Source organism: Curtobacterium sp. WHRI 8282, assembly GCF_040223925.2.
GTDB classification, from domain to species: Bacteria; Actinomycetota; Actinomycetes; order Actinomycetales; family Microbacteriaceae; genus Curtobacterium; species Curtobacterium flaccumfaciens.
On record NZ_JBEHCD020000001.1, the window covers coordinates 1,206,798 to 1,227,446 of the forward strand.

The following is a 20,649-nucleotide window of genomic DNA, read 5'->3' on the forward strand; positions in this document are numbered from 1 at the left end:
CTCCGTCAGTCGTGCACGTCGGCACCGAACCCCGGCCCGGGGCGCATCATCCAGCCGTCCGGGTCGGGCAGCGGGCGGAACCCGAACCGCTCGTACAGCCCGTGGGCGTCCGCGGTGAACAGGGCGAAGCGCTTCAGGCCGAGCGGCTCGACCGCCTCGGTCACGCCGCGCACGAGTGCGACCCCGACACCGCGGCCCCGGGCGTCTGGGTCCACGAACACGTCGGCGAGCCACCCGAACGTCACGCCGTCGGTGATCACCCGCGCGTAGCCGAGCTGCGCGCCGGTCGTCGCGTCGTACACGCCGAAGTTCCGGGAGCCGGCGATGATCGCCTCCTGCGTCGCCCGGTCACGCCCGCGGGCCCAGTACGACTCCTCGCTCAGCCAGCGGTGCACGCGGTCGACGTCGAGGTCGGCGGGGTCGGCGGAGAAGCGCAGATCGGTCACGTGACGAGTCAACCGGCGGACGCGCCTGCGGCGCAACGGCCGATCGGGTCGCGGTGGACCGCTCCCGTGGTCGGGTGGCCGGGTGGCCGTCCGCCTGGAGGCCCGTGGGGACCCCGACGCGCGGGTCGCGTCTGTCAGGATGGCCGCATGCGCGCCGTCCAGTACTCCCAGTTCGGTTCCGTCCCCTCGATCGTCGACCTGCCGGAACCGGTCGCGCCCGAGCACGGCGTCGTCGTCCGGGTGGCTGCCACCGGTGTCTGCCGCAGCGACTGGCACGCGTGGAAGGGGCACGACGACTCCGTCCGGCTGCCGCACGTGCCCGGCCACGAGTTCGCCGGCGTCGTCGCGGCGATCGGAGCGGGCGTCCAGCGCTTCGCCGTCGGCGACCGGGTCACGGCCCCGTTCGTGTTCGCCTGCGGGACCTGCGCCGAATGCCTCGACGGCGCCACCCAGGTGTGCACCGCCCAGCAGCAGCCCGGGTTCGACCTGCAGGGCTCGTACGCGGACTCCCTGGTCGTCCCGCACGCCGACCTCAACCTCGTCGCACTGCCGGACGCCGTGGACTTCGCGGTGGCGGCAGCACTGGGCTGCCGGTTCGGCACCGCGTTCCACGCCCTGCACGCCCGGGGGCGCGTCGCAGCAGGGGAGTGGGTCGTGGTCTACGGCTGCGGCGGAGTCGGGCTCTCCGCGGTCATGGTCGCCGTGGCCGCCGGCGCGCACGTCGTCGCCGTCGACGTCTCCACGGCCGCACTCGAGCGCGCCGCCGCCCTGGGCGCCGACACCGTGCTGATGGACGCCGATGCCGTCACGACGGTCCGATCCCGCACGGGTGGCGGAGCGCACGTCTCGCTCGACGCCTACGGCAGCCGTGCCACCTCCGTCGCCGCCGTGGCGTCCCTGCGTCCGCGCGGCCGGCACGTGCAGGTCGGGCTGCTCCTCGACGACGAAGCCACTCCGGCGATCCCGATGGGCCGGGTCATCGCCGACGAACTCGAACTGCTCGGCAGCCACGGCGCAGCGGTCGGGGAGTACGGCGCGATGCTCGACGCCGTCGTGGCGGGGCGACTGCGTCCGGAGCAGACGATCGGCAGCACGATCGGCTTCGACGACCTGCCCGAGGCGCTCGTCGCGATGGACCGACCCGCGACGTCGTCGGGCATGACCGTCGCGGTGTTCTGAGGCTCGGGCGTTCCCGTCAGCCCTCGGTCCGCGCGTCCGCGCCTCGGCGGATGCGCAGCACGACCGCGCCGATGACCAGCACCGCCAGTATCCCGACGACCCCGAACAGGAGCGTCTGGCCGCCGTGCCCGTGCGCGTGCGTACCGTCGCCCGCGCTCGATGCGGCTGCCGCTGCGGTGGGATCCGCGGACGCCGTGGCCGCGGCCGTCGGGCTCGTCGTGGGCGGGGGAACGGACTGCGATGCGGCCGGTTCCACCGTGAACGCGAGCTGCCCCTCGATGGGATGGCCGTCGGGGGAGACGTAGCGCCAGACGACGGTGTGCGGGCCGGGGGAGAGCGACACCGCCTTCGACATCGAGGTGTCCTCGACGGTCACCGCTCCCGAGGACTCGTCGGTGCCGCCGTCGTCGCGGACCTCGACGCGCAGACCGGCTTCGAGCCCGGCCAGCGGTGCCTCGCTGAAGGTGAGGTTCACTCGCTCAAGGTCGGCAGTCACCGTGGCGCCGTCCGCCGGATCACTCGAGGTCAGTGCCGCGTGCGCCGATGCGGGTGTCGTGCCGATCAGCACGAGGAACGCGGACAGGGCGACGGCAAACAGGACCCGGGGTGTCACGGTTCGGGAGCGGCGTTGGGCATCTCGGTGATCGTGCACACGTCCACGCTAGGGAAGCGATGTCGAGCGTGCCGGCAGCCGAGCGGACCGGGTGGTAACACCTGAGTCGACATGAGCCTGAGTTGACATAATATGCATTATCGGCGCTTGGTGAGGAGTCCGGCGTGAGCGCTTCGTGAGCAGAAGAGGTCGAGTCCGTACTCCAGACTCGACCTCTTCTGCTCACTGGATGACGACGGCGTCAGTCGGCGGGCTTCGTCGGGACGTCGTCGGCGTCGATCTCGAGCGCTGCCGGCTCGCCGCCCTGTTCCTCCAGGGTGTCCTGGTCGGTGTCGGGCTGCTCCGGCGACTCGCTCTGGGTGGTCTCTTCGGCTGGGTCAGGCTGGCTGTAGCTCATGCGCCGGACGGTACGCCCGGGTTCCTGAACAGCTGCAAGCTCGGCGCCGGAGACACCTGGTGAGCAGCATTGGTCGAGTCCATCCGCAGGACTCGACCATTGCTGCTCACGATGCGAAGCGCACCACTCACATGTTCCCCCGGCTCAGTCTCCGACGTACGCCGCCAGGTGCTGCCCGGTCAGCGTCGACCGTGCCGCCACGAGCTCGGCGGGCGTCCCCTCGAACACGATCCGCCCGCCGTCGTGACCGGCACCCGGCCCGAGGTCGATGATCCAGTCGGCGTGCGCCATCACGGCCTGGTGGTGCTCGATCACGACGACCGTCCGACCGGCGTCGACGAGCCGGTCGAGCAGGCCGAGCAGCTGGTCGACGTCGGCCAGGTGCAGGCCGGTGGTCGGCTCGTCGAGCACCACGACGCCGCCGCGGTCGCCGAGGTGCGTCGCGAGCTTGAGCCGCTGCCGCTCTCCCCCGGACAACGTGGTGAGCGGCTGTCCGATCGTCAGGTACCCGAGCCCCACGTCGGCGAGCCGGGCGAGGATCGTGTGGGCCGCCGGCAGTGCGGACTCCCCCGCCGCGAAGAACGCCAGCGCGTCGGCGACGGACATGCCGAGCACCTCGCTGATGTCCTTCCCGCCCAGGTGGTACACGAGCACGGACTGGTCGAACCGCTTGCCGTCGCACTCGACGCAGGGGCTCGCGACGCCCGCCATCATGCCGAGGTCGGTGTACACGACACCGGCACCGTTGCACGCCGGGCAGGCGCCCTCGGAGTTGGCGCTGAACAGTGCGGGCTTCACGCCGTTGGCCTTCGCGAAGGCCTTCCGGATCGGCTCGAGCAGGCCGGTGTACGTCGCCGGGTTGCTCCGCCGTGAGCCACGGATCCCGCTCTGGTCGATGGCGACCACGTCGTCGCGCCGGGCCAGCGACCCGTGGATGAGCGTGCTCTTGCCCGAGCCGGCGACCCCCGTGACGACGGTGAGCACCCCCGTGGGGACGTCCACGTCGACGTCGTGCAGGTTGTGGGCCGAGGCGCCGCGGATCGCGATCGCCCCGTCCGGACGACGCACCGCGGACTTCACGGTGACGCGGTCGTCCAGGTGCCGACCGGTCACGGTCCCGCTGGCACGCAGCCCGTCGACGGGCCCCTGGTAGCAGAGCGTCCCACCGCCGGATCCGGCACCGGGCCCGAGGTCGACGACGTGGTCGGCGATCGCGACGACCTCGGGCTTGTGCTCGACGACGAGGACGGTGTTGCCCTTGTCGCGCAACCGGACGAGCAGTTCGTTCATCCGCTCGATGTCGTGCGGGTGCAGCCCCGTGCTCGGCTCGTCGAAGACGTAGGTGACGTCGCTGAGCGAGGAGCCGAGGTGCTTCACCATCTTCACGCGCTGGCCCTCTCCCCCGGACAACGTGCCGGTGGGGCGGTCGAGCGACAGGTACCCGAGTCCGATCTCGACGAAGGACTCGAGCAGGTCGCGGAGCCCCTCGAGCAACGGCCCGGCCCCGGGGTCGTCGAGCCCCCGCAGCCAGGTGACGGCATCGGTGACCTGCATCGCGCAGACGTCGGCGATGCTGCGGCCCGCGATCTTGGACGAGCGGGCGGTGTCGTTCAACCGGGTGCCGTCGCAGGCCGGACACGTCGTGAAGGTCACCGCACGGTCGACGAAGGCCCGGATGTGCGGCTGCATCGCCTCGCGGTCCTTCTGCAGGAACGAGCGCCGGACCCGGTGTACGAGCCCCTCGTAGGTCATGTTGATGCCTGCGATCTTCTGCTTCGTCGGCTCGCGGTACAGGAAGTCCTGCCGCTCCTGCTCGGTGAAGTCACGGATCGGGGTGTCCCGGTCGAAGTAGCCCGACTCGGCGTACAGCCGCACGTTCCACCCGTCGGTCCCGTACCCGGGGATCGTGAGCGCGCCGTCCCCGAGCGACTTCGTGTCGTCGAACAGCTGCGTCAGGTCGATGTCGTTGACCAGCCCCCGACCCTCGCAGTCGGCGCACATGCCGCCGAGCCGGGTGAACGAGACCTTCTGGGCCTTCGCGTCCGCACCCTTCTGCACCGTGATCGCTCCCCCGGCCGTCACGGTGGCGAGGTTGAACGAGAACGCGTTCGGCCCCCCGATGTGCGGTCGACCGAGTCTGCTGAACAGCACGCGCAGCATCGCCTTCGCGTCCGTCGCGGTACCGACGGTGGAGCGCGGGTCGGCACCGATGCGCTCCTGGTCGACGACGATCGCGGTGGTCAGGCCGTCGAGCAGGTCGACGTCCGGACGTGCGAGCGAGGGCATGAACCCCTGCACGAACGCGCTGTAGGTCTCGTTGATCATCCGCTGCGACTCGGCGGCGACGGTGCCGAACACGAGCGAGCTCTTGCCCGAGCCGGAGACCCCGGTGAACACCGTGAGCCGCCGCTTCGGCAGGTCCACGTCGACGTCGCGCAGGTTGTTCGCGCGGGCACCGCGCACCCGGATCCGGTCGTGCCGGTCGGCAGGGTGCGCGTCGGCGCCGGTGGGGTCGTCGTCGACCGGATCGGTGTGCATGCGGGTCAGCGTACCGACGGGAGGCCCGCGGCGGGGCCGCCACGGGCCTCCTGTCCGGTCCTGGGTCGGCCCTCAGGCCGTGGTGCGGTACTCAGGCGCCGTGACGGCGCACCAGGTCCGGCAGCTCGGCGGGTTCGAACTCCTCGTCGGTCGCCTCGAGTTCGTCGGCGGTCCACCACCGCGAGGCGAGGATGTCGACGCGCTCGTCGTCGGTCCACTCGGCGTCGGACAGCTCGAAGCCCGGCGTGCGGACGACGTAGAACTCGGCGTGCCCGCGGTCGTGGTCGGCGAGGTCCCACTCGACCGTGAAGTCCCAGGACCACACCGGCTCGCCGGGTTCGTCGATGACGATCCCGGTCTCCTCGCGCAGCTCGCGGATCGCGGCGTCGCGGTGGGACTCCCCCGGGTCGACCCCGCCACCCGGCGTGATCCAGCGGTGGGCACCGTCCGACGAAGGCGACTTCGTGTCCATCAGGAACACGCGGCCCTCGGGGTCGAGCAGCAGGATGCGGGAAGTGCGGCGCAGGCCGGGCTTGGCGGTCACCCGCCCGACGTTAGCCGACGAAGCCGCTGACGTCGCCGACCAGCTTGGTGTGGTCGGCGGGGATCGGCTCGACGGCGGCCAGGGCGATCTCGGCCGCGAACTCGGACACGCTGTAGAGCTTGCCGACCTCCTGCCGACGACCCTCGATCGCGCCGGGGTTCAGGCGGTTCAGCAGCGTCGCGGTGATCGTGCCCTCGATCATGTCGCCGGAGACGACGACGAACTCGATGCCGGCGGCCTCGAGCTGCGGGATGAGCTCACGGAGGGCGAGTTCTCCGGCGCGCTTGCTCTTGGCGACCGGGACGTACTCGTCCATCGTCTCGGCGGTCTCGACGAAGTGGGCCTGGTGGCTCGTGACGAACACCACGCGGGACCCGGCGGGCATGTGCGGCACGGCCGTCTGCAGCATGTCGACCTGCGCGTCGCGGTTCAGGCGGAGCGCGTAGTCCTCGCCGACGCCCGATTCCATGCCGCCGGAGGCGTTGAGCACGAGCAGGTCGATGCCGCCCCACTCCTGGACGACGGTGTCGACGAGGGCCTGCACGGAGGCGTGCTCGGTGAGGTCGGCGCCGACGGCCAGGGCGGAACCGCCTGCCTCGACGATCTTCTCGGCGATCTGCTCCGCGCGCTTGGCCTTGTTGCGGTAGTTCACGACGACCTTCGCACCGGCCTCGGCGAGGTACCCGACGGTGTCGGCGCCGATGCCACGGGACGAACCGGTGACGACGGCGCGCTTGTCGGTGAGGGATCCGGGGGCGAGGGGGTTGCTCACAGTCGTGTTCTCCAGGTCTGGTTCCGGCCGGTCGGGCGCACCGAGCCTACCAATCGCCTGCACGGCCGTCGGACGGCCCTGATATGTTGAACGGAGTTGTACCGGCTGTCGCGACGCAGCGAGCCGCCGCGCGCGACCGAGGGAGGGAGATCGCGTGAACGGAATCGATTGGATCCAGAGCACCGTCTGGATCGGCCTGGTGTTGCTCCTGGGCGTGGTCGAGATCTTCACCCTCGACTTCATCTTCATCATGCTCGCGGCGGGTGCCGCCGGCGGGTTGATCGCCGCGTTGCTCGGCGCCCCGTGGTGGCTGTCCGCCATCGTCGCCGCGGTCGCCGCCCTCGTGCTGCTGTCGCTCGTCCGGCCGCGCCTGCTCGTGGCGCTCGGCCGCGGTGCCGACCCGCACCGCACCAACGTCGAGGGGCTCATCGGGCTCGCCGGCACGGTCGCGGTCGCCTTCACCTCCTCCAGTCCTGGTCAGGTGCGCCTGGCCAACGGCGAGACCTGGAGTGCGCGGTTCGCCGCGGACTCCGTCGACCGCACACCGCCACTCGGGACCCCCGTGGTCGTCGAGTCGATCGAGGGGTCGACCGCGGTCGTGCGCCTCGCAGAAAGGGCCACCTCGTGACCAGCATCTCCCCGGGGACGATCGCACTGCTCGTGCTCATCCTCGTCGTCGTCATCTTCGTGATCGTCGTCCTGGCGAAGGCGATCCGGATCGTTCCCCAGGCCACCGCGGGGATCGTCGAGCGACTCGGCAAGTACCACAAGACCCTCAACCCGGGCCTGAACCTCCTGGTGCCGTTCATCGACCGCCTGCGGCCGCTGCTCGACATGCGTGAGCAGGTCGTCTCGTTCCCGCCGCAGCCCGTGATCACCGAGGACAACCTGGTGGTCTCGATCGACACCGTCGTCTACTTCCAGGTGACCGACGCCCGTGCCGCGACGTACGAGATCGCGAACTACCTCGGCGCCGTCGAGCAGCTCACCACCACCACGCTCCGCAACGTCGTCGGTGGCCTGAACCTCGAAGAGGCGCTGACCAGCCGCGACAACATCAACGGCCAGCTCCGCGTCGTCCTCGACGAGGCGACGGGCAAGTGGGGCATCCGTGTCGGCCGAGTCGAGCTCAAGGCGATCGAGCCGCCCGTGTCCATCCAGGACGCCATGGAACAGCAGCTCCGTGCCGAGCGCAGCCGTCGTGCCGCGATCCTGCAGGCCGAGGGCACCAAGCAGTCCCAGATCCTCGAGGCCGAGGGGCAGCGGCAGGCCGCGATCCTGGCCGCCGAGGGTGACGCCAAGGCACAGGTGCTCCGCGCCGAGGGTGAAGCCCAGGCCATCGCGACCGTGTTCGAGGCCATCCACACCGGTGACCCGGACGAGAAGCTGCTCTCCTACCAGTACCTGCAGACCCTGCCGAAGATCGCCGAGGGCACGTCGAACAAGCTCTGGATGATCCCGAGCGAGTTCACCGAGGCCCTGTCCGGCATCGCGAAGGGCTTCAGTGCCAGCCGCGGTGGCGGTGGTGCCGGTCCGATCGGCGGCGCTGCCGGCGGGACGGACTTCCTGTCCCGGATCTCGAAGCTCGCGAACGAGAGCCTGGCGAACACCGCAGCCGCGGACACCACGATGCCGCGCGCGGATGCCACCGCCGCGGACATCGTCCCCGAGTCCGACCTCGACGCACGCCTGGCCGAGTCGAACCGCAGTGTCGACGCACACCTGGCGGCCGCCGACGACGCGACCGCCGAGCAGGTCGAGGAGACTCCGCCCACGCCGGGCGACGACGCCTCCGGTCACCGGACCAGCGACGGCTCCGGTCGGCGCTGACGCTCCGGGCACGGACGAACGACGACGCCCGCCCCGGGGAACCGGGGCGGGCGTCGTCGTGTGTTCGGTGGGGTCAGGCGCCGCGTCGTGCGCGGAGGACCTGCAGGCGCTCTTCGAGGAGCTCCTCGAGTTCCTCGCGCGAGCGGCGCTCGAGCAGCATGTCCCAGTGGGTGCGGGGTGCCTTCACGTCCTCTTCGGCAACCTCGACGGGGATCCCGTCGTCACCGAGCAGCCGGCCCTCACGGCCGGAGCGGGGCTCGGACCACGTCTGGGGGACGTCCGCGTCAGCGGAGAAGACGATGTCGAACGTCTCACCCGAATCCGTCTGGTAGACCGCACGCTTGCGATCCGAGAGCTCGACGCCCTCTTCGCTCTGGAGACTCTGGCTCCCGAGCCGCATGCCGCGGAGACTCCGATCAGCCATGTGTGTGCTCCTCTCGCTCGTCTGCCCTCCACAACACTGTCCCACGCCCCATCAATCCCGTACCGGCGCATTCACAGTCCGTTCCCAGTGGCTGGGCGCGGCGAGTCCGATCAGGAGCGGGTTCGACGACCCCAGGGAGCGCAGGCGAGGAGCACGAGGAGTCCGCCGAGGGAGAGCAGGAGCGTGATCGAGCCGGACAGGATCGACGCGGGCGTGGTGGAGGTGCCGAGCGGCACATCGGTCACCATCGAGGTCGCGGTGTACTCCGGCACCCGGTCGATCGTGCGGCCGCTCGGGTCGATGACCTGCGACGCTCCCACGGTCGAGATGTTCACGAGCGACCGACCGGTCTCGATGGCCCGCATCCGTGCGATCTCGAGCTGCTGCAGGTTCTCGTCGGTGCCGGAGAAGTCGGCGTTGTTCGTCTGCGCCAGGATCACCTGCGCTCCCCCGCGCACCATGTCGGCGGTCAGCCCGTCGTCGACGATGTCGAAGCAGATCGAGATGCCGGCACGGATCCCCGCGACCGACAGGACGTTCGGCTTCGTCCCCGGCGTGTAGTCGCGCTGCAGCAGTCCGATCAGGGACGGCGCGAGCTTGGAGAAGAACCAGCGGTCGGGCACGTACTCACCGAACGGCACCGGGCGCTTCTTGTCGTACGACGACTGCCAGCCGTCGGCGGTCCACACGAACGACGTGTTGTGCAACACCCCCGACGGGGTCTGCGTGATGGCACCCGCCACGATCGGGGCGTCGAGCGAGTCGACGACCGAGTCGAGGGCGGACGCGATGACCGGCTGCTGACGCGGGTCGTACTCCGCACCGGCCTCGGGCCACACGACCAGGTCGACACCCTTCGCGTCCACGTCCGTCGCCGCGACCTGCGCGGCCAGGACGTCGCCGGGCTCCGCACGGTCGAAGTACCCCGCGGGACCGTTGCCCTGTACCGACTCGACGCGGATCGTGCCGTTCGTCGCGGTCGGCCACGCCGGCACGGCCAGGACCGCAGCGATGAGCAGCCCCGCCGTGGCCACCCGCACGGGCAGCCGGAGCGTGACGCCCGGCTCACGGGGTGCCACGAGCGCGAGCGACACCACGACCGCGACGCAGTACACGACGACGAACGTCAGGCCGAGGACACCGACGTACGCGGCCAGGTGTGTGAACGGCCCCTGCGACTGCGACAGGCCGACGCGCCCCCAGGCGAAACCACCGTACGGCCAGCTCCCCGAGAACCACTCGCGTCCGGTCCAGAGTGCGGCGACGACGGCCGGGAGGCCCCACACGCGTCCGGCGGTCGAGGGTACGACGCGCGCGACCCAGCGGTACGCCAGGGCGATGGCGACGCTGCCGAGTGCGAAGAACGCGGCTTCGAGCAGGGCGAGAGCGAACCACGGGACCGGGCCCAGGTAACGACCGGCCCACGAGATGGCCGGGATCCAGAACGCCGCGCCGGCGAGGTAGCCGATCCACGCCGCGCGCCGCGCCCGCTGTCCCATCACCGCGAGCAGCATGCAGGCGAGTGCCGGGTAGGCGAGGAACCACCACCCGGGCGACGGGAACGCGAGGGCGAAGAGGATCCCGCCGATGACGGCCAACGGCAGCGCGGTGCCGAGCGGCAACGCGGCGAACGGGCCGGTCGCGACCGCCCCGCGGCCGACGCGCGCGGGCAGCCCGCGCACACTGGTCTCCGGAACCCGCACCGTGCCTCCTGTCAGACCGCCGCGTAGGCGACGATGCCGCGGCGAACCGCGTCCGTCGCCCGTCGGGCGGTCTGGGCGAGCTCGTCGTCGCCGGCGTTCCGGATCTGGTCGAGCAGGTCGATGACCTGCTTCGACCAGCGCACGAAGTCGCCGGCCGGCAGGTCGAGGGTGCGGAGGACGTCGTCGAGAGCCGAGCCCGAGGCCCAGCGGAACATGCCGACCGCCATCGCCGGGGTCGGCGGCTGTGAACCGGCCAGACGCGCCGCACGCTCGATGTCGTCGAGGCGCGACCAGATGGTCAGTGTCTCGTCGAGCGCGGGGCGGAACGCGCCGCGGGGCAGGGCGTGCTCCGTGCCGGGAGCGTCCTCGCGGCGGGGCTGGTAGATGATCGTCGCGGCCATGGCGGCGAGCTGTGCCGGGGTGAGGTCCTTCCAGACCCCCGCCTCGAGGCACTCGGCGACGAGCAGGTCGCGGTCACCGTAGATGCGCTGCAGGCGACGGCCACCCGCGGCCACCGTGGCTTCGCCGTTGCCGGCGTCCACCAGGTAGCCGAGCTCGAGCAGGACCTCGGTGACGCGGTCGAACGTCGTCGCGACGGCACCCGTGCGGGACCGGATCTGCTGGACGAGCTTGTCGTTGGCGCGCTTGAGCTTCCACCAGCGCTCGGACCAGCGGGCGTGCGCCTCGCGTTCGGGGCAGGCGTGGCAGGGGTGGCGCTGCAGCTGGCGGCGGACCGCCGTGATCGCGGCCTGGCGTTCCTGGCGGGCGCCGTGCGACGCCTCGCGACCGCCGGGCACGTTCGTGCGCTCGAGGTCGGAGAGCTCACGACGGAGCGCCGAGTACTCGGTGAAGTCGCCGAGGTGGCACTGCATCGCCTCACGGTAGCCGTCGAGGGACTCCTGCTGCGAGCGGACCTTGCGGGCGAGGTCGACCACCGACCGGTCGGCCTGGAACTGGGCGAACGACGTCTCGAGGACCTCGCGCGTGCGCTGCCGACCGAACTGGTCGATCAGGTTGACGGCCATGTTGTAGGTCGGCTTGAACGACGAGTTGAGCGGGTACGTTCGACGGCTGGCCAGCGACGCGACGGCCTGCGGGTCGAGCCCGTCGGTCCACTGGATGACCGAGTGCCCCTCGACGTCGATGCCACGACGACCGGCACGACCGGTGAGCTGCGTGTACTCCCCCGGGGTGATCGGCACACGGGCTTCGCCGTTGAACTTCTCGAGCTTCTCGAGCACGACGGTGCGCGCCGGCATGTTCACCCCGAGCGCCAGGGTCTCGGTGGCGAAGACGACCTTGAGGAGCTTGCGCTGGAAGAGGTTCTCGACGACCTCCTTGAAGGCAGGGAGCAGGCCGGCGTGGTGCGCCGCGACCCCGCGCTCGAGCCCTTCGAGCCACTCCCAGTAGCCGAGGACGGCCAGGTCTTCGTCGAGCAGGGTGCGGCAGTGGTACTCCGCCGTCTCGCGGATCTCGTTGCGCTCCTGCACCGTCGTCAGGGACAGGCCCGAGCGCAGGACGTTGCGGACGCCCTGGTCGCAGCCGTTGCGGCTGAACACGAAGAAGATCGCGGGCAGCAGCATCCGCTCGTCGAGCATGTGCGCGATCTGTTCGCGGTGCACCTTCTCGGTGCGGGGCCCGCGACGCTCGGGGTAGCCACCACGACCGCGCCGACCGCGGTGGCCGCCGCCGTTCCGCTCGCTCCGGGAACCGCCGCCGACCATGCGGAGCAGTTCCGGGTTCACGCGGTTCGTCGCCGCGGCACCGCTCGAGTCGAACAGGTCGACCATCTTCGAACCGACCAGGACGTGCTGCTCGAGCGGCACCGGGCGGTCTTCGGAGACGATGACGTCGGTGTCGCCGCGGACGGTCTGCAGCCAGTCGCCGAACTCCTCGGCGTTGGACACCGTCGCGCTGAGCGAGACCAGGCGGACCTCGGTCGGCAGGTGCAGGATGACCTCTTCCCACACGGCACCGCGGAACCGGTCGGCGAGGTAGTGCACCTCGTCGAGGACCACCCAGGCGAGGTCGTCGAGCAGGTCCGAGTCGGCGTAGATCATGTTCCGGAGCACCTCGGTCGTCATCACGACGACGCGGGCGCGGGGGTTCACGTTCGTGTCGCCGGTGAGCAGCCCGACCTCGGACTCGCCGTAGACGTCGACGAGCTCGGCGTACTTCTGGTTGCTGAGCGCCTTCATCGGCGTCGTGTAGAAGACCTTCGCCGTCGGCTGGCGCATGGCGAGCCAGATGGCGAACTCGGCCACGATGGTCTTGCCGGCTCCGGTCGGGGCGGCGACCAGGACGCTGCGCCCCTGGTCGAGCGAGTCGCATGCGGCGAACTGGAACGGGTCGAGGTCGAACCGCAGGTCCGTCCGGAAGAGCTCGAGGTTTCGCGACCGGTTGCGCACCTTTGCCGCGGCGAACCGCTCGGCCGCACTCGTGCCGCTCACAAGCCGTACTCCTCGTCGAGCTTCGCCTGGCGCTTGGCCACACGGCGGTCGTGGAGCCACGCGATGAAGCAGGCCGCGATGTAGAGAACCACCATCGGGACGGCGAGCAGGAACATCGAGATGACGTCGGCGCTCGGGGTCACGATGGCGCAGAAGACGAGGATGCAGAGGATCGCGACGCGCCAGCTCTTGATGATCGCGGACGCCGACAGGACGCCGACGAAGTTCAGCAGGACGAGGAAGACCGGCAGGACGAAGGCGATGCCCACCGCGACGATGAGCTTGATGACGAAGTCGTAGTACGCCTTCGCATCGACGATCGAGGTGTCCTGGCTCGACACGAAGCTGCCGAGGATGCCGACCACGTGCGGCAGGATGTACCACCCGAAGTAGCACCCGGCGAAGAACAGCGGGATCGCGGTGCCGAGGAAGCCCCAGACGTACTGCCGCTCACGCCGGACGAGCGCGGGCACGATGAACGCCCAGATCTGGTACAGCCAGACGGGGCTGGCGATGACGATGCCGATGGTGATCGCGATCTGCAGCTTGAGGTCGAACGCCCCGGTGATCATCGGGAAGTTCAGCTCGGCCGTGTGTCCGCCGACCTTGGCGAGCTCGGTCACCGGTGCCCGCAGCGAGTCGAGCACCCACGGGGTGAGGAACCAGCCGCCGATCGCGCCGACGACGATCGCCACGACTGCGCGGAAGAGCCGGTTGCGCAGCTCGATGAGGTGCTGCCCGAGCGACATGCGGCCTTCGGCGTCGGTCTTCTGGCGCCCCTGCCGCTTCGCTCGCCCGCGCGCGGTCGTCGAAGCCATGTGGTCGATCTTACGGGGTCGGGACCGACAGTCCGCCGGGGGTCGGCGCGGCCGCGTGGCGGGTGGGCGGGGGTGGGCGGGGGTGGGCGGGGTTGGGCGGGGTTGGGCGGTGCCTCGGGATGTCCCTGGCGAGTTCGGGCGTACCTGGCGGGATCGGGCATACCGGGTCGAATCAACACACCAGGTACGCCCGGAACAACCAGGTACCCGAAGTCCACCGTGCGAGGTCGGGTGTGCCAGGCGGAAGCGGGCGTATCGGGTGAGATCGGGCGTACCTGGCGAGATCGGGCATACCTGGTCAGAGCAACACACCAGGTACGCCCGGAACGACCAGGTACCCGAAGCCCACCGTCCATGATCGGGCGTACCCGGCGGGATCGGGCATACATGGCGAGATCGGGCATACCTGGCGGGATCGGGCATACCTGGCGAGATCGGGCATACCTGGCGAGATCAGGCATACCTGGTCAGAGCAAAACACCAGGTACGCCCGGAACGACCAGGTACCCCAGCCCCACCGTGCGGGAGCGGGCGTACCCGGCGAGATCGGGCGTACCTAGCGAGATCGGGCATACCTGGTCAGAGCAACACACCAGGGACGCCCGGAACGACCAGGTACCCGAAGCCCACCGTGCAGGATCGGGCGTACCTGGTCGGAACGTGCAGCGCTCGGACGGGCCGCAGCGGCAGACCTCAGCCCGCAGCGAGGGCCGCGGCTGCGAAGTCGCGCACGGCGTCACGGGCCGCGGGCGGGTCGAGCACCACGGCACGACCCGGCAACCCCGCGACGAGCCGGACCACGCCGTCGAACCCGTGCGACGCCGCGAGCCGGATGCGCACACGACCGTCACCGTCGGGCGCGTCGGCGGTGTCGGACAGGAAGTCGGCGACCAGGGGCAGCGACGTCGAATCGAGTTCCACCGTGACGATGACGTCGTCGGCGGCCTGCTGGAACAGCGTGTCCGGGATCACGACCTGGTCGATGGTCTTCTCGGCCGGGCGGTCGTCGACGCGCGCCTCCGACATCCGGTCGAGCCGGAACGTCCGGAGCGCCTGCCGGTCGAGGTCCCACGCGCGCAGGTACCAGTCGGTGTCGATGGACTCGACCCGGAGCGGATCGACCCGTCGGGTGCCGCCCTGGGTCCGCGGTCCGGCGTACTCGAAGACCAGGCCGCGGCCGTCGGACATCGCCCGGCGGATGGTGGCGAGGGCGACGTCGTGCAGGTCCTGCCCGACGGCGACGGTCGACGCCGCTCCCCCGGCACCGCGGGACAGCTTGGCCATGAGCGCGCGGATGGCGTCACGGTCGGCGGCCTCGGGCAGCGCGGACAGGTACTGCAGGCCGGCGATGAGCGCCGATGCCTCACGAGCCGACAGGCGCGGTGAGTCGTCGATCGCCACCAGGTTGGTCAGCACGATCATGTCGTTCTGGTCGAAGTCGTCCCAGGCGATGTCGAACAGGTCGCCGTGCTGGTACTGCATCGTCTCGCCGGGCACCCCGGACACCGCGATGAGTTCGACGGCGCGCCGGATCCGGGCCTCGGGCACACCGAAGTGCCGAGCGGCCTCGGCCACCGAGACCCGCTCGCGGTCGATCAGGTACGGCACCAGGGCGAGCAGGAACGCGAGCTTGTCCTGCGCCTGCAGGGGTTGGGCGTCAGCCACGAACGGGGTCCTCTCCGGGGGCTGCGGCACGATCGTCGTCGGTGTGGTCGCGCACGAGTGCACGGAGGCGCTCGTCGACCCGTGCCCGCAGGTCGTCGGGCTCGAGCACCCGGACCTCGGGCCCGAAGGCGGCGAGTTCCTCGGCGAGGATCTGCGGGTCGACGTGGTGCAGCACGAGCGCGCCGTCGGCGTCGGTCTCGGTGTCGCGGCGACGGGTCAGTCGGCGTTCGGCGTCGGAACCCGGCGTCACGGCGATGCGCGCGGTGCGCTCGGCCCAGATCCGCTCGAGCTCGGCGAGGGTGCGCTCCCCCGCGCCGACGGGAGCGGTGTGCTGCCCGACCTCGTACTGGGTGACGGGTCCGACGATGCGGGCCAGCAGGTAGTTCTTGTCCGAGTCCGTCGCGAACTCGTGGGCGGCGAGCATCCACCGGCCGCCGTGCTGCACCAGGGCGAGTGGAGCCACTTCGCGCCGACGGGCGTCGTGCTGCCCCGGCGTGATGTAGTCGAAGCGGACGGCAGCACCGCGGTCGAGCGCGGAACGGAGCGGCTCGAACGAGGCATCACGGGCGCGGAGCCGCGGAGCGTACGCGTCGACCCCGAGTTGCAGGGCACCGTCGTCGTCCTCGGCACCGGCCGAGCGGACCTTCAGCAGGCCACGACGGGAGTCGGCGGACAGTGCGCCTTCGCGCCAGGCCATCGCGGCCAGGGAGAGCAACGCGGATTCGTCCGGGGTGAAGCGGACGTCGACGGGCAGGTCGTACTCGCCCTTCGGGATCCGGTACCGGAGCGTCTGGTTGTTGCCCGCGGCACCCGGGGTCTCGATGGTCTCGAGGGGGATGCCGAGCTCGCGGACGTCGTCCTTGTCGCGTTCGAACTGGCGCTCGAGCGAGGCGTTGTCGCCACCGGTCGAGAACCGCTGCCGGTACCCCTGCACGTTGGCCAGGATCTCGGCCTTGGTCAGCCCGGACTCCGTCGAGAGCAGCGCGAGCACGAGGCTGAACAGCCGCTCCTCGGCGGGCACACGGGGCACACGGGTCGCTGGCACGAGCCGATCCTACGGCAGCGCGGGTGCACCGGAGTGCACCCGCGCCGCGGTCCGTGGACGGTCCGCCCGGGTCAGTTCGAGATCGCCCCGAGGACGTCGATCACGTACGCGTACGCGGTCCCCTGCTGGTTGACGATGGCCAGGACCTGGTCGCCGACGTGGTGCCCGACGATCGCGGTCCGGACGCCTTCGTCGACCTGGCCCTTGGTGAGCGGGATGGCCTGCGCGCCGGAACCGTCGGTCCAGCTGGAGCCGGCGACGGACGGGTCGGCACCCCAGGTGACGGCGGTGTACTTGATGACCGCGGTGTCCTTCGCGGTGAGCTCGCGACCGTCGCCCTTGCGGAGCAGGTGCGTCTCGTTCGACTTCGGCGCGCTCCACGACGGGATCGTGATGCCGGGGGCGCCGGAGGGTGCGAGCACCACGGCCGGCATCTTGTCGCCGGCGAGCTGCGGGGTGCCGGTGGCGCGGGCGTCGAACGCGCGCTTGACGTCGATGACGGCGATCACAGCGTCCTCGGTCTTCTTCGACGAGGAGCTGCCGCCGGTTCCGTCGGTGCTGCTCAGGGCGCTCTTTGGCAGGGCCACCGCCAGGCGGTCGCCCACGTGGGCGCACTGCAGCGAGGCACCGAGGGCCCCGTAGTTGCTCGCACCGGCGGTGATCGGTGCCGTCTGGCCCGAGTAGCCGCTCGTCTGGGCGACCTCGCCCGTGGAGCCGTCGACCAGGGTGTACTCGACCAGGACGGGGGTGCCGTCGTCGATCGTGCGACCGCTGCCCTGCTTCAGCACGGACACCTGCGTGCCCTTGGTGGTCAGGCCCTTCGGCACGTTGACCTTCGGCTCCGAGCCGAACTTGCCGGTGGCGGTCACCGCTTCGGACGCGGCGCCGGGAGCGGCACAGCTCGAGGGCGTGGTGCCGGCACCGTTCGAGGCGCAGGCGGTGAGCGACACCGCGAGACCGATGGTGACCAGGAGTGCGGGGATGGTGCGCACGGACCCTCTTTCCGTTCGATGCAGGACGGGCACGCCGTCAGCCTACCGTTCGTCCTCGACGGCCCCGGACGGAGCTGCAGCGGCATCCGACGGAGCCGCAGCAGCGCCCGACGGAGCCGCAGCAGCGTCCGACGGAGCCTCGACGGCCCCGGACGGCGCCGCAGCACCATCCACCGCCGACGACGCCTCGGCCGCTGCGACCTTGCGCGCCTGCGCCGCCGACTGCCGAGCCACCTTGCGGAGCTTCTTGTCACTCGTCGCCCGCTCGCCCACGGCGCCCGGGGTCCAGGCCTCGATGTCCTCGTCCGAGAACTCCGCCTTGCCCGCGCGGCGCTTCAGGTTCGGCAGCACGGTGCCGTCCGCCAGGCGTCGTGCCGTGATGAGGAACCCGGTGTGCCCGACCATGCGGTGGTCCGGGCGGACGGCGAGGCCCTCGACGTGCCAGGTGCGCACCAGGGTCTCGCTCGGCATCGGGTCGGTGAAGCGTCCGGTGTCACGCAGGGCCTCGGCCGTGCGGGACAGCTGCGTGACGGTCGCGACGTAGCAGACGATGAGCCCGCCGGGCACGAGGGCGTCGGCGGCGGCGTCCACGCACTCCCACGGCGCGAGCATGTCGAGCACGACGCGGTCGACGCTCTGCGGCTCGGTCGCGTCGGGCAGCGACTCGACGAGGTCACCGACGGTGACGGCCCAGTTGTCCGGGACGGCGCCGAGGAACGTGCCGACGTTGCCCTTCGCGATCGCCGCGAACTCCTCGCGGCGCTCGAACGACTGCAGCTGCCCGGTCGGGCCGATCGCGCGGAGCAGGAACAGCGACAGCGCCCCCGAGCCGACGCCGGCCTCGACCACGCGGGCCCCGGGGAAGACGTCCGCGAAGGCCACGATCTGCGCCGCGTCCTTCGGGTAGACGATCGCGGCGCCACGCGGCATCGACATCACGTAGTCGTTGAGCAGCGGGCGGAGTGCGAGGTACTCGTCACCGGTGCTCGCCCGGATGACCGAGCCGTCGGGCTGCCCGATGACGTCGTCGTGCCGGAGCACCCCGCGGTGCGTGTGGTACTCACCCGCGGTCTCGAGCGACAGCGTCGTGAGCTTGCCCTTGGGACCGGTCAGCTGGACGCGGTCGCCGGCCCGGAACGGGCCGCGCGGCGGCGTGTGCGGTGCGCCGCCCGCGGTGTGCGGGAGCGCTGCGGTCGGGTCCGCGGTCGGACTGGAGGCGCGGCCCGCGTCCGCCTCGTCGCGTGCGTCGTCGGTGTGGCTCATCGGGTGACCCCTTCGGTGTCCGCAGCGTGCGCCGGGTCCGGCACCGCGCCTCCAGTCCGTGCGGCCAGTGCCGGCGTCGTCAACTCGACCAGCCGGTCGACATCGACCCCCGCCAGGGTGGTCAGGTGCACGTCGCCGCCGGCGATCTCGGACAGCGGGACGATGTGCTCGACGGCGACCGTGACGGCGCCGGACGCGACGGCCGACGCGACGCCGGTGGCGGAGTCCTCGATCGCGACGCACGCGGTGGGCTCGACGCCGAGCTGCGCGGCGGCGGACAGGTACGCGTCCGGGAACGGCTTCGGGCGGTCGACGTCGTCGCCGGCCACGACGACGCGGAAGCCGCGCTCGCCCAGGGCCTCGGCGGCGACGAGCGCCATCTTGCGACGGGACATGGTGACCAGGGCGGTCGGGATGCCGCGGGCGTGGAGCTCCTCGACGAGCTCACGGGCACCCGGCCGCCACGGCAGTTCACCGGCGCGCAGGTGCTCCATCACGTAGTCGGTCATCCACTGGATGATCTCCTCGACCTCCATGTCGACGCCCTTGGCACGCAGGAGCTCACCGGAGCGCTCGAGACCGCTGCCCACCAGGGACAGCCCGTCCTCGTGGGTCCACTCGGCGCCGTAGCGGTTCGTCAGGTAGACCTGGGACCGCTGCCAGATCGGCTCGGTGTCGATGATCGTGCCGTCCATGTCCCACAGCACGGCTGCGGGCGGGACGAGGGCAGGAGGATGCGCGGTCACGGGCGACGAGTCTACCGGGGCCGTTCCGCTGGGCGCGGACGCGCACGTGCGCCGACACCCCCTGGGCCTACAGTGGATGCCTGAATCGTGTCCGGCCGGGGGCATCGCTCCCGCCCCGCTCCGCTCCACCACCAGGAGGTCCGCTCCGTGCCACAGCACTCCCCCTTCAGCGACGGTCGCTTGCTCGTCGTCGCCTTCGAGGGCTGGAACGACGCCGGCGAGGCCGCGAGCGGTCTGGCGCGTCGCATCGTCGAGTCCCTCGGGCTCGACGAGCTGCGCGAACTCGACGGCGAGCGGTACGTCGACTACCAGTTCAACCGGCCCACCGTCGGCACCGACGACAACGGCGACCGCGGCGTGCAGTGGCCCCGGATCGTGCTGCACGGCCCCGGAGCCGAGGGGCGTCCGGTCATCGGTGCCACCGGCTCCCCCACCGACCGTGACGTCTTCGTGCTCGTCGGTCCGGAACCCTCGCGCACCTGGCGGGGCTTCTGCTCGGAGATCATCGACCTGGCGGACGTCTACTCGATCGACGCAGTCGTCTTCGTCGGCGCCATGCTCGCCGACGTCCCGCACACCCGACCGATCTCGGTCTTCGTGTCGAGCGAGAACGCCGGGGTCCGCGCCGCGTTCGACGTCGACAAGTCCTCGTACGAGGGCCCGACCGGCATCCTCGGGGTCCTCGCCGACGCGATGGACAAGGCCGGGCTGACCACGCTGTCCCTGTGGGCCTCGGTGCCGCACTACGTGCACAACTCGCCCTCGCCGAAGGCCACGCTGTCGCTGCTCGACAAGATCGAGGAGCTCACGGACGTCACGGTGCCGCGCGGGTCGCTGCTCGACGACGCCACCGAGTGGGAAGAGGGCATCGACGCCCTCGCCGCCGACGACGAGGACATGGCGTCCTACATCGGGCAGCTCGAGCAGGCGCGCGACACGGTCGATTCCCCCGAGGCCTCGGGCGACGCCATCGCGCAGGAGTTCGAGCAGTACCTCCGTCGCCGTGAGCGCAAGGACGGCAAGGACGGCGGCACCGCCGGTGGCGAGGGCCCGTGGCGGCCCCAGCAGTAGCCGTCACCCACTGACGGCCTCCCGTCCGTGGGGGCGTGCGGTCAAGACGCCCCGCTCACGTCCGGCGAGTGGTCACGAACTGTCGGCTGCGGCCCGCCCGAGCGACAGTTCCTGACCCCTCGGCCGCACGCACGCGACGCGTCGCGACCACTC

At 71.2% G+C, this 20,649-nt stretch carries 19 protein-coding genes; 4 read left to right on the forward strand and 15 right to left on the reverse strand.

The features are described from left to right. Positions 1-5: 5 nt before the first annotated feature. On the reverse strand, positions 6-446 hold the full coding sequence (locus ABRP24_RS06005; protein WP_027465627.1) for a GNAT family N-acetyltransferase: 441 nt from the start codon (positions 444-446) through the stop codon (positions 6-8). Between the two features lie 147 nt (positions 447-593). Between ABRP24_RS06005 and ABRP24_RS06010 the strand changes: the two genes are divergently transcribed. Then, positions 594-1,625, forward strand: coding sequence for an alcohol dehydrogenase catalytic domain-containing protein (locus ABRP24_RS06010; protein ID WP_301601386.1), 1,032 nt, complete (start codon positions 594-596; stop codon positions 1,623-1,625). 16 nt (positions 1,626-1,641) lie between these two features. Here ABRP24_RS06010 and ABRP24_RS06015 read toward each other — a convergent pair whose 3' ends face one another. From ABRP24_RS06015 to ABRP24_RS06035, 5 genes are all read right to left on the reverse strand, one after another. Continuing rightward, positions 1,642-2,277 (reverse strand): copper resistance protein CopC, encoded by a 636-nt coding sequence (locus ABRP24_RS06015; protein WP_371836720.1) that lies wholly within the window; start codon positions 2,275-2,277, stop codon positions 1,642-1,644. A gap of 202 nt (positions 2,278-2,479) precedes the next feature. Continuing rightward, a complete protein-coding gene (locus ABRP24_RS06020) occupies positions 2,480-2,635 on the reverse strand; it encodes a hypothetical protein (protein ID WP_163343611.1) in 156 nt (51 codons plus the stop codon). A gap of 144 nt (positions 2,636-2,779) precedes the next feature. Further along, positions 2,780-5,173, reverse strand: a complete 2,394-nt coding sequence (locus ABRP24_RS06025) for an excinuclease ABC subunit UvrA (RefSeq protein ID WP_349849175.1) — start codon at positions 5,171-5,173, stop codon at positions 2,780-2,782. Positions 5,174-5,264: 91 nt separating this feature from the next. Then, entirely contained in the window at positions 5,265-5,717 is a 453-nt protein-coding gene (locus tag ABRP24_RS06030; protein ID WP_163343610.1) for an NUDIX hydrolase, read from the reverse strand. Positions 5,718-5,727: 10 nt separating this feature from the next. Next, positions 5,728-6,489: an SDR family oxidoreductase gene (locus tag ABRP24_RS06035; protein ID WP_027465633.1), complete on the reverse strand. Its 762-nt coding sequence runs from the start codon at positions 6,487-6,489 to the stop codon at positions 5,728-5,730. Positions 6,490-6,643: 154 nt separating this feature from the next. Between ABRP24_RS06035 and ABRP24_RS06040 the strand changes: the two genes are divergently transcribed. Both ABRP24_RS06040 and ABRP24_RS06045 read left to right on the forward strand, forming a co-directional pair. Beyond that, complete coding sequence (locus ABRP24_RS06040; protein WP_071244706.1) at positions 6,644-7,117, forward strand: NfeD family protein; 474 nt, start codon at positions 6,644-6,646, stop codon at positions 7,115-7,117. Further along, on the forward strand, positions 7,114-8,319 hold the full coding sequence (locus tag ABRP24_RS06045; protein WP_232750086.1) for an SPFH domain-containing protein: 1,206 nt from the start codon (positions 7,114-7,116) through the stop codon (positions 8,317-8,319). Before ABRP24_RS06040 ends, ABRP24_RS06045 begins: the two co-directional genes overlap by 4 nt. A 73-nt stretch (positions 8,320-8,392) precedes the next feature. Here the strand turns inward: ABRP24_RS06045 and ABRP24_RS06050 are convergent, their stop codons facing one another. The 9 genes from ABRP24_RS06050 to ABRP24_RS06090 all read right to left on the reverse strand — a co-directional run bounded on the left by ABRP24_RS06050 (position 8,393) and on the right by ABRP24_RS06090 (position 19,425). Further along, the gene (locus ABRP24_RS06050; protein WP_027465636.1) at positions 8,393-8,743 is read right to left on the reverse strand and encodes an RNA polymerase-binding protein RbpA; all 351 of its coding nucleotides are present in this window, start codon (positions 8,741-8,743) and stop codon (positions 8,393-8,395) included. Positions 8,744-8,853: 110 nt separating this feature from the next. Then, positions 8,854-10,446: an apolipoprotein N-acyltransferase gene (lnt, locus tag ABRP24_RS06055; protein WP_301601202.1), complete on the reverse strand. Its 1,593-nt coding sequence runs from the start codon at positions 10,444-10,446 to the stop codon at positions 8,854-8,856. Between the two features lie 11 nt (positions 10,447-10,457). Continuing rightward, complete coding sequence (locus tag ABRP24_RS06060) at positions 10,458-12,896, reverse strand: RNA helicase (protein WP_071244709.1); 2,439 nt, start codon at positions 12,894-12,896, stop codon at positions 10,458-10,460. Beyond that, positions 12,893-13,645, reverse strand: coding sequence for a twin-arginine translocase subunit TatC (gene tatC, locus ABRP24_RS06065; protein WP_138803527.1), 753 nt, complete (start codon positions 13,643-13,645; stop codon positions 12,893-12,895). The genes ABRP24_RS06060 and tatC overlap by 4 nt, the downstream gene beginning before the upstream one ends. A 762-nt stretch (positions 13,646-14,407) precedes the next feature. Further along, complete coding sequence (locus ABRP24_RS06070) at positions 14,408-15,379, reverse strand: YafY family protein (RefSeq protein ID WP_071244904.1); 972 nt, start codon at positions 15,377-15,379, stop codon at positions 14,408-14,410. Continuing rightward, positions 15,372-16,424, reverse strand: coding sequence for a YafY family protein (locus tag ABRP24_RS06075; RefSeq protein WP_035808308.1), 1,053 nt, complete (start codon positions 16,422-16,424; stop codon positions 15,372-15,374). Before ABRP24_RS06075 ends, ABRP24_RS06070 begins: the two co-directional genes overlap by 8 nt. 71 nt (positions 16,425-16,495) lie before the next feature. Next, entirely contained in the window at positions 16,496-17,416 is a 921-nt protein-coding gene (locus ABRP24_RS06080) for an FKBP-type peptidyl-prolyl cis-trans isomerase (protein WP_111056444.1), read from the reverse strand. Positions 17,417-17,458: 42 nt separating this feature from the next. After that, positions 17,459-18,679: a tRNA (adenine-N1)-methyltransferase gene (locus tag ABRP24_RS06085; RefSeq protein ID WP_349849169.1), complete on the reverse strand. Its 1,221-nt coding sequence runs from the start codon at positions 18,677-18,679 to the stop codon at positions 17,459-17,461. Further along, positions 18,676-19,425: an HAD family phosphatase gene (locus ABRP24_RS06090; RefSeq protein WP_349849167.1), complete on the reverse strand. Its 750-nt coding sequence runs from the start codon at positions 19,423-19,425 to the stop codon at positions 18,676-18,678. The genes ABRP24_RS06085 and ABRP24_RS06090 overlap by 4 nt, the downstream gene beginning before the upstream one ends. 147 nt (positions 19,426-19,572) lie before the next feature. Between ABRP24_RS06090 and ABRP24_RS06095 the strand changes: the two genes are divergently transcribed. Then, positions 19,573-20,496, forward strand: a complete 924-nt coding sequence (locus ABRP24_RS06095; RefSeq protein ID WP_027465645.1) for a proteasome assembly chaperone family protein — start codon at positions 19,573-19,575, stop codon at positions 20,494-20,496. The last annotated feature ends 153 nt before the right edge of the window (positions 20,497-20,649 follow it).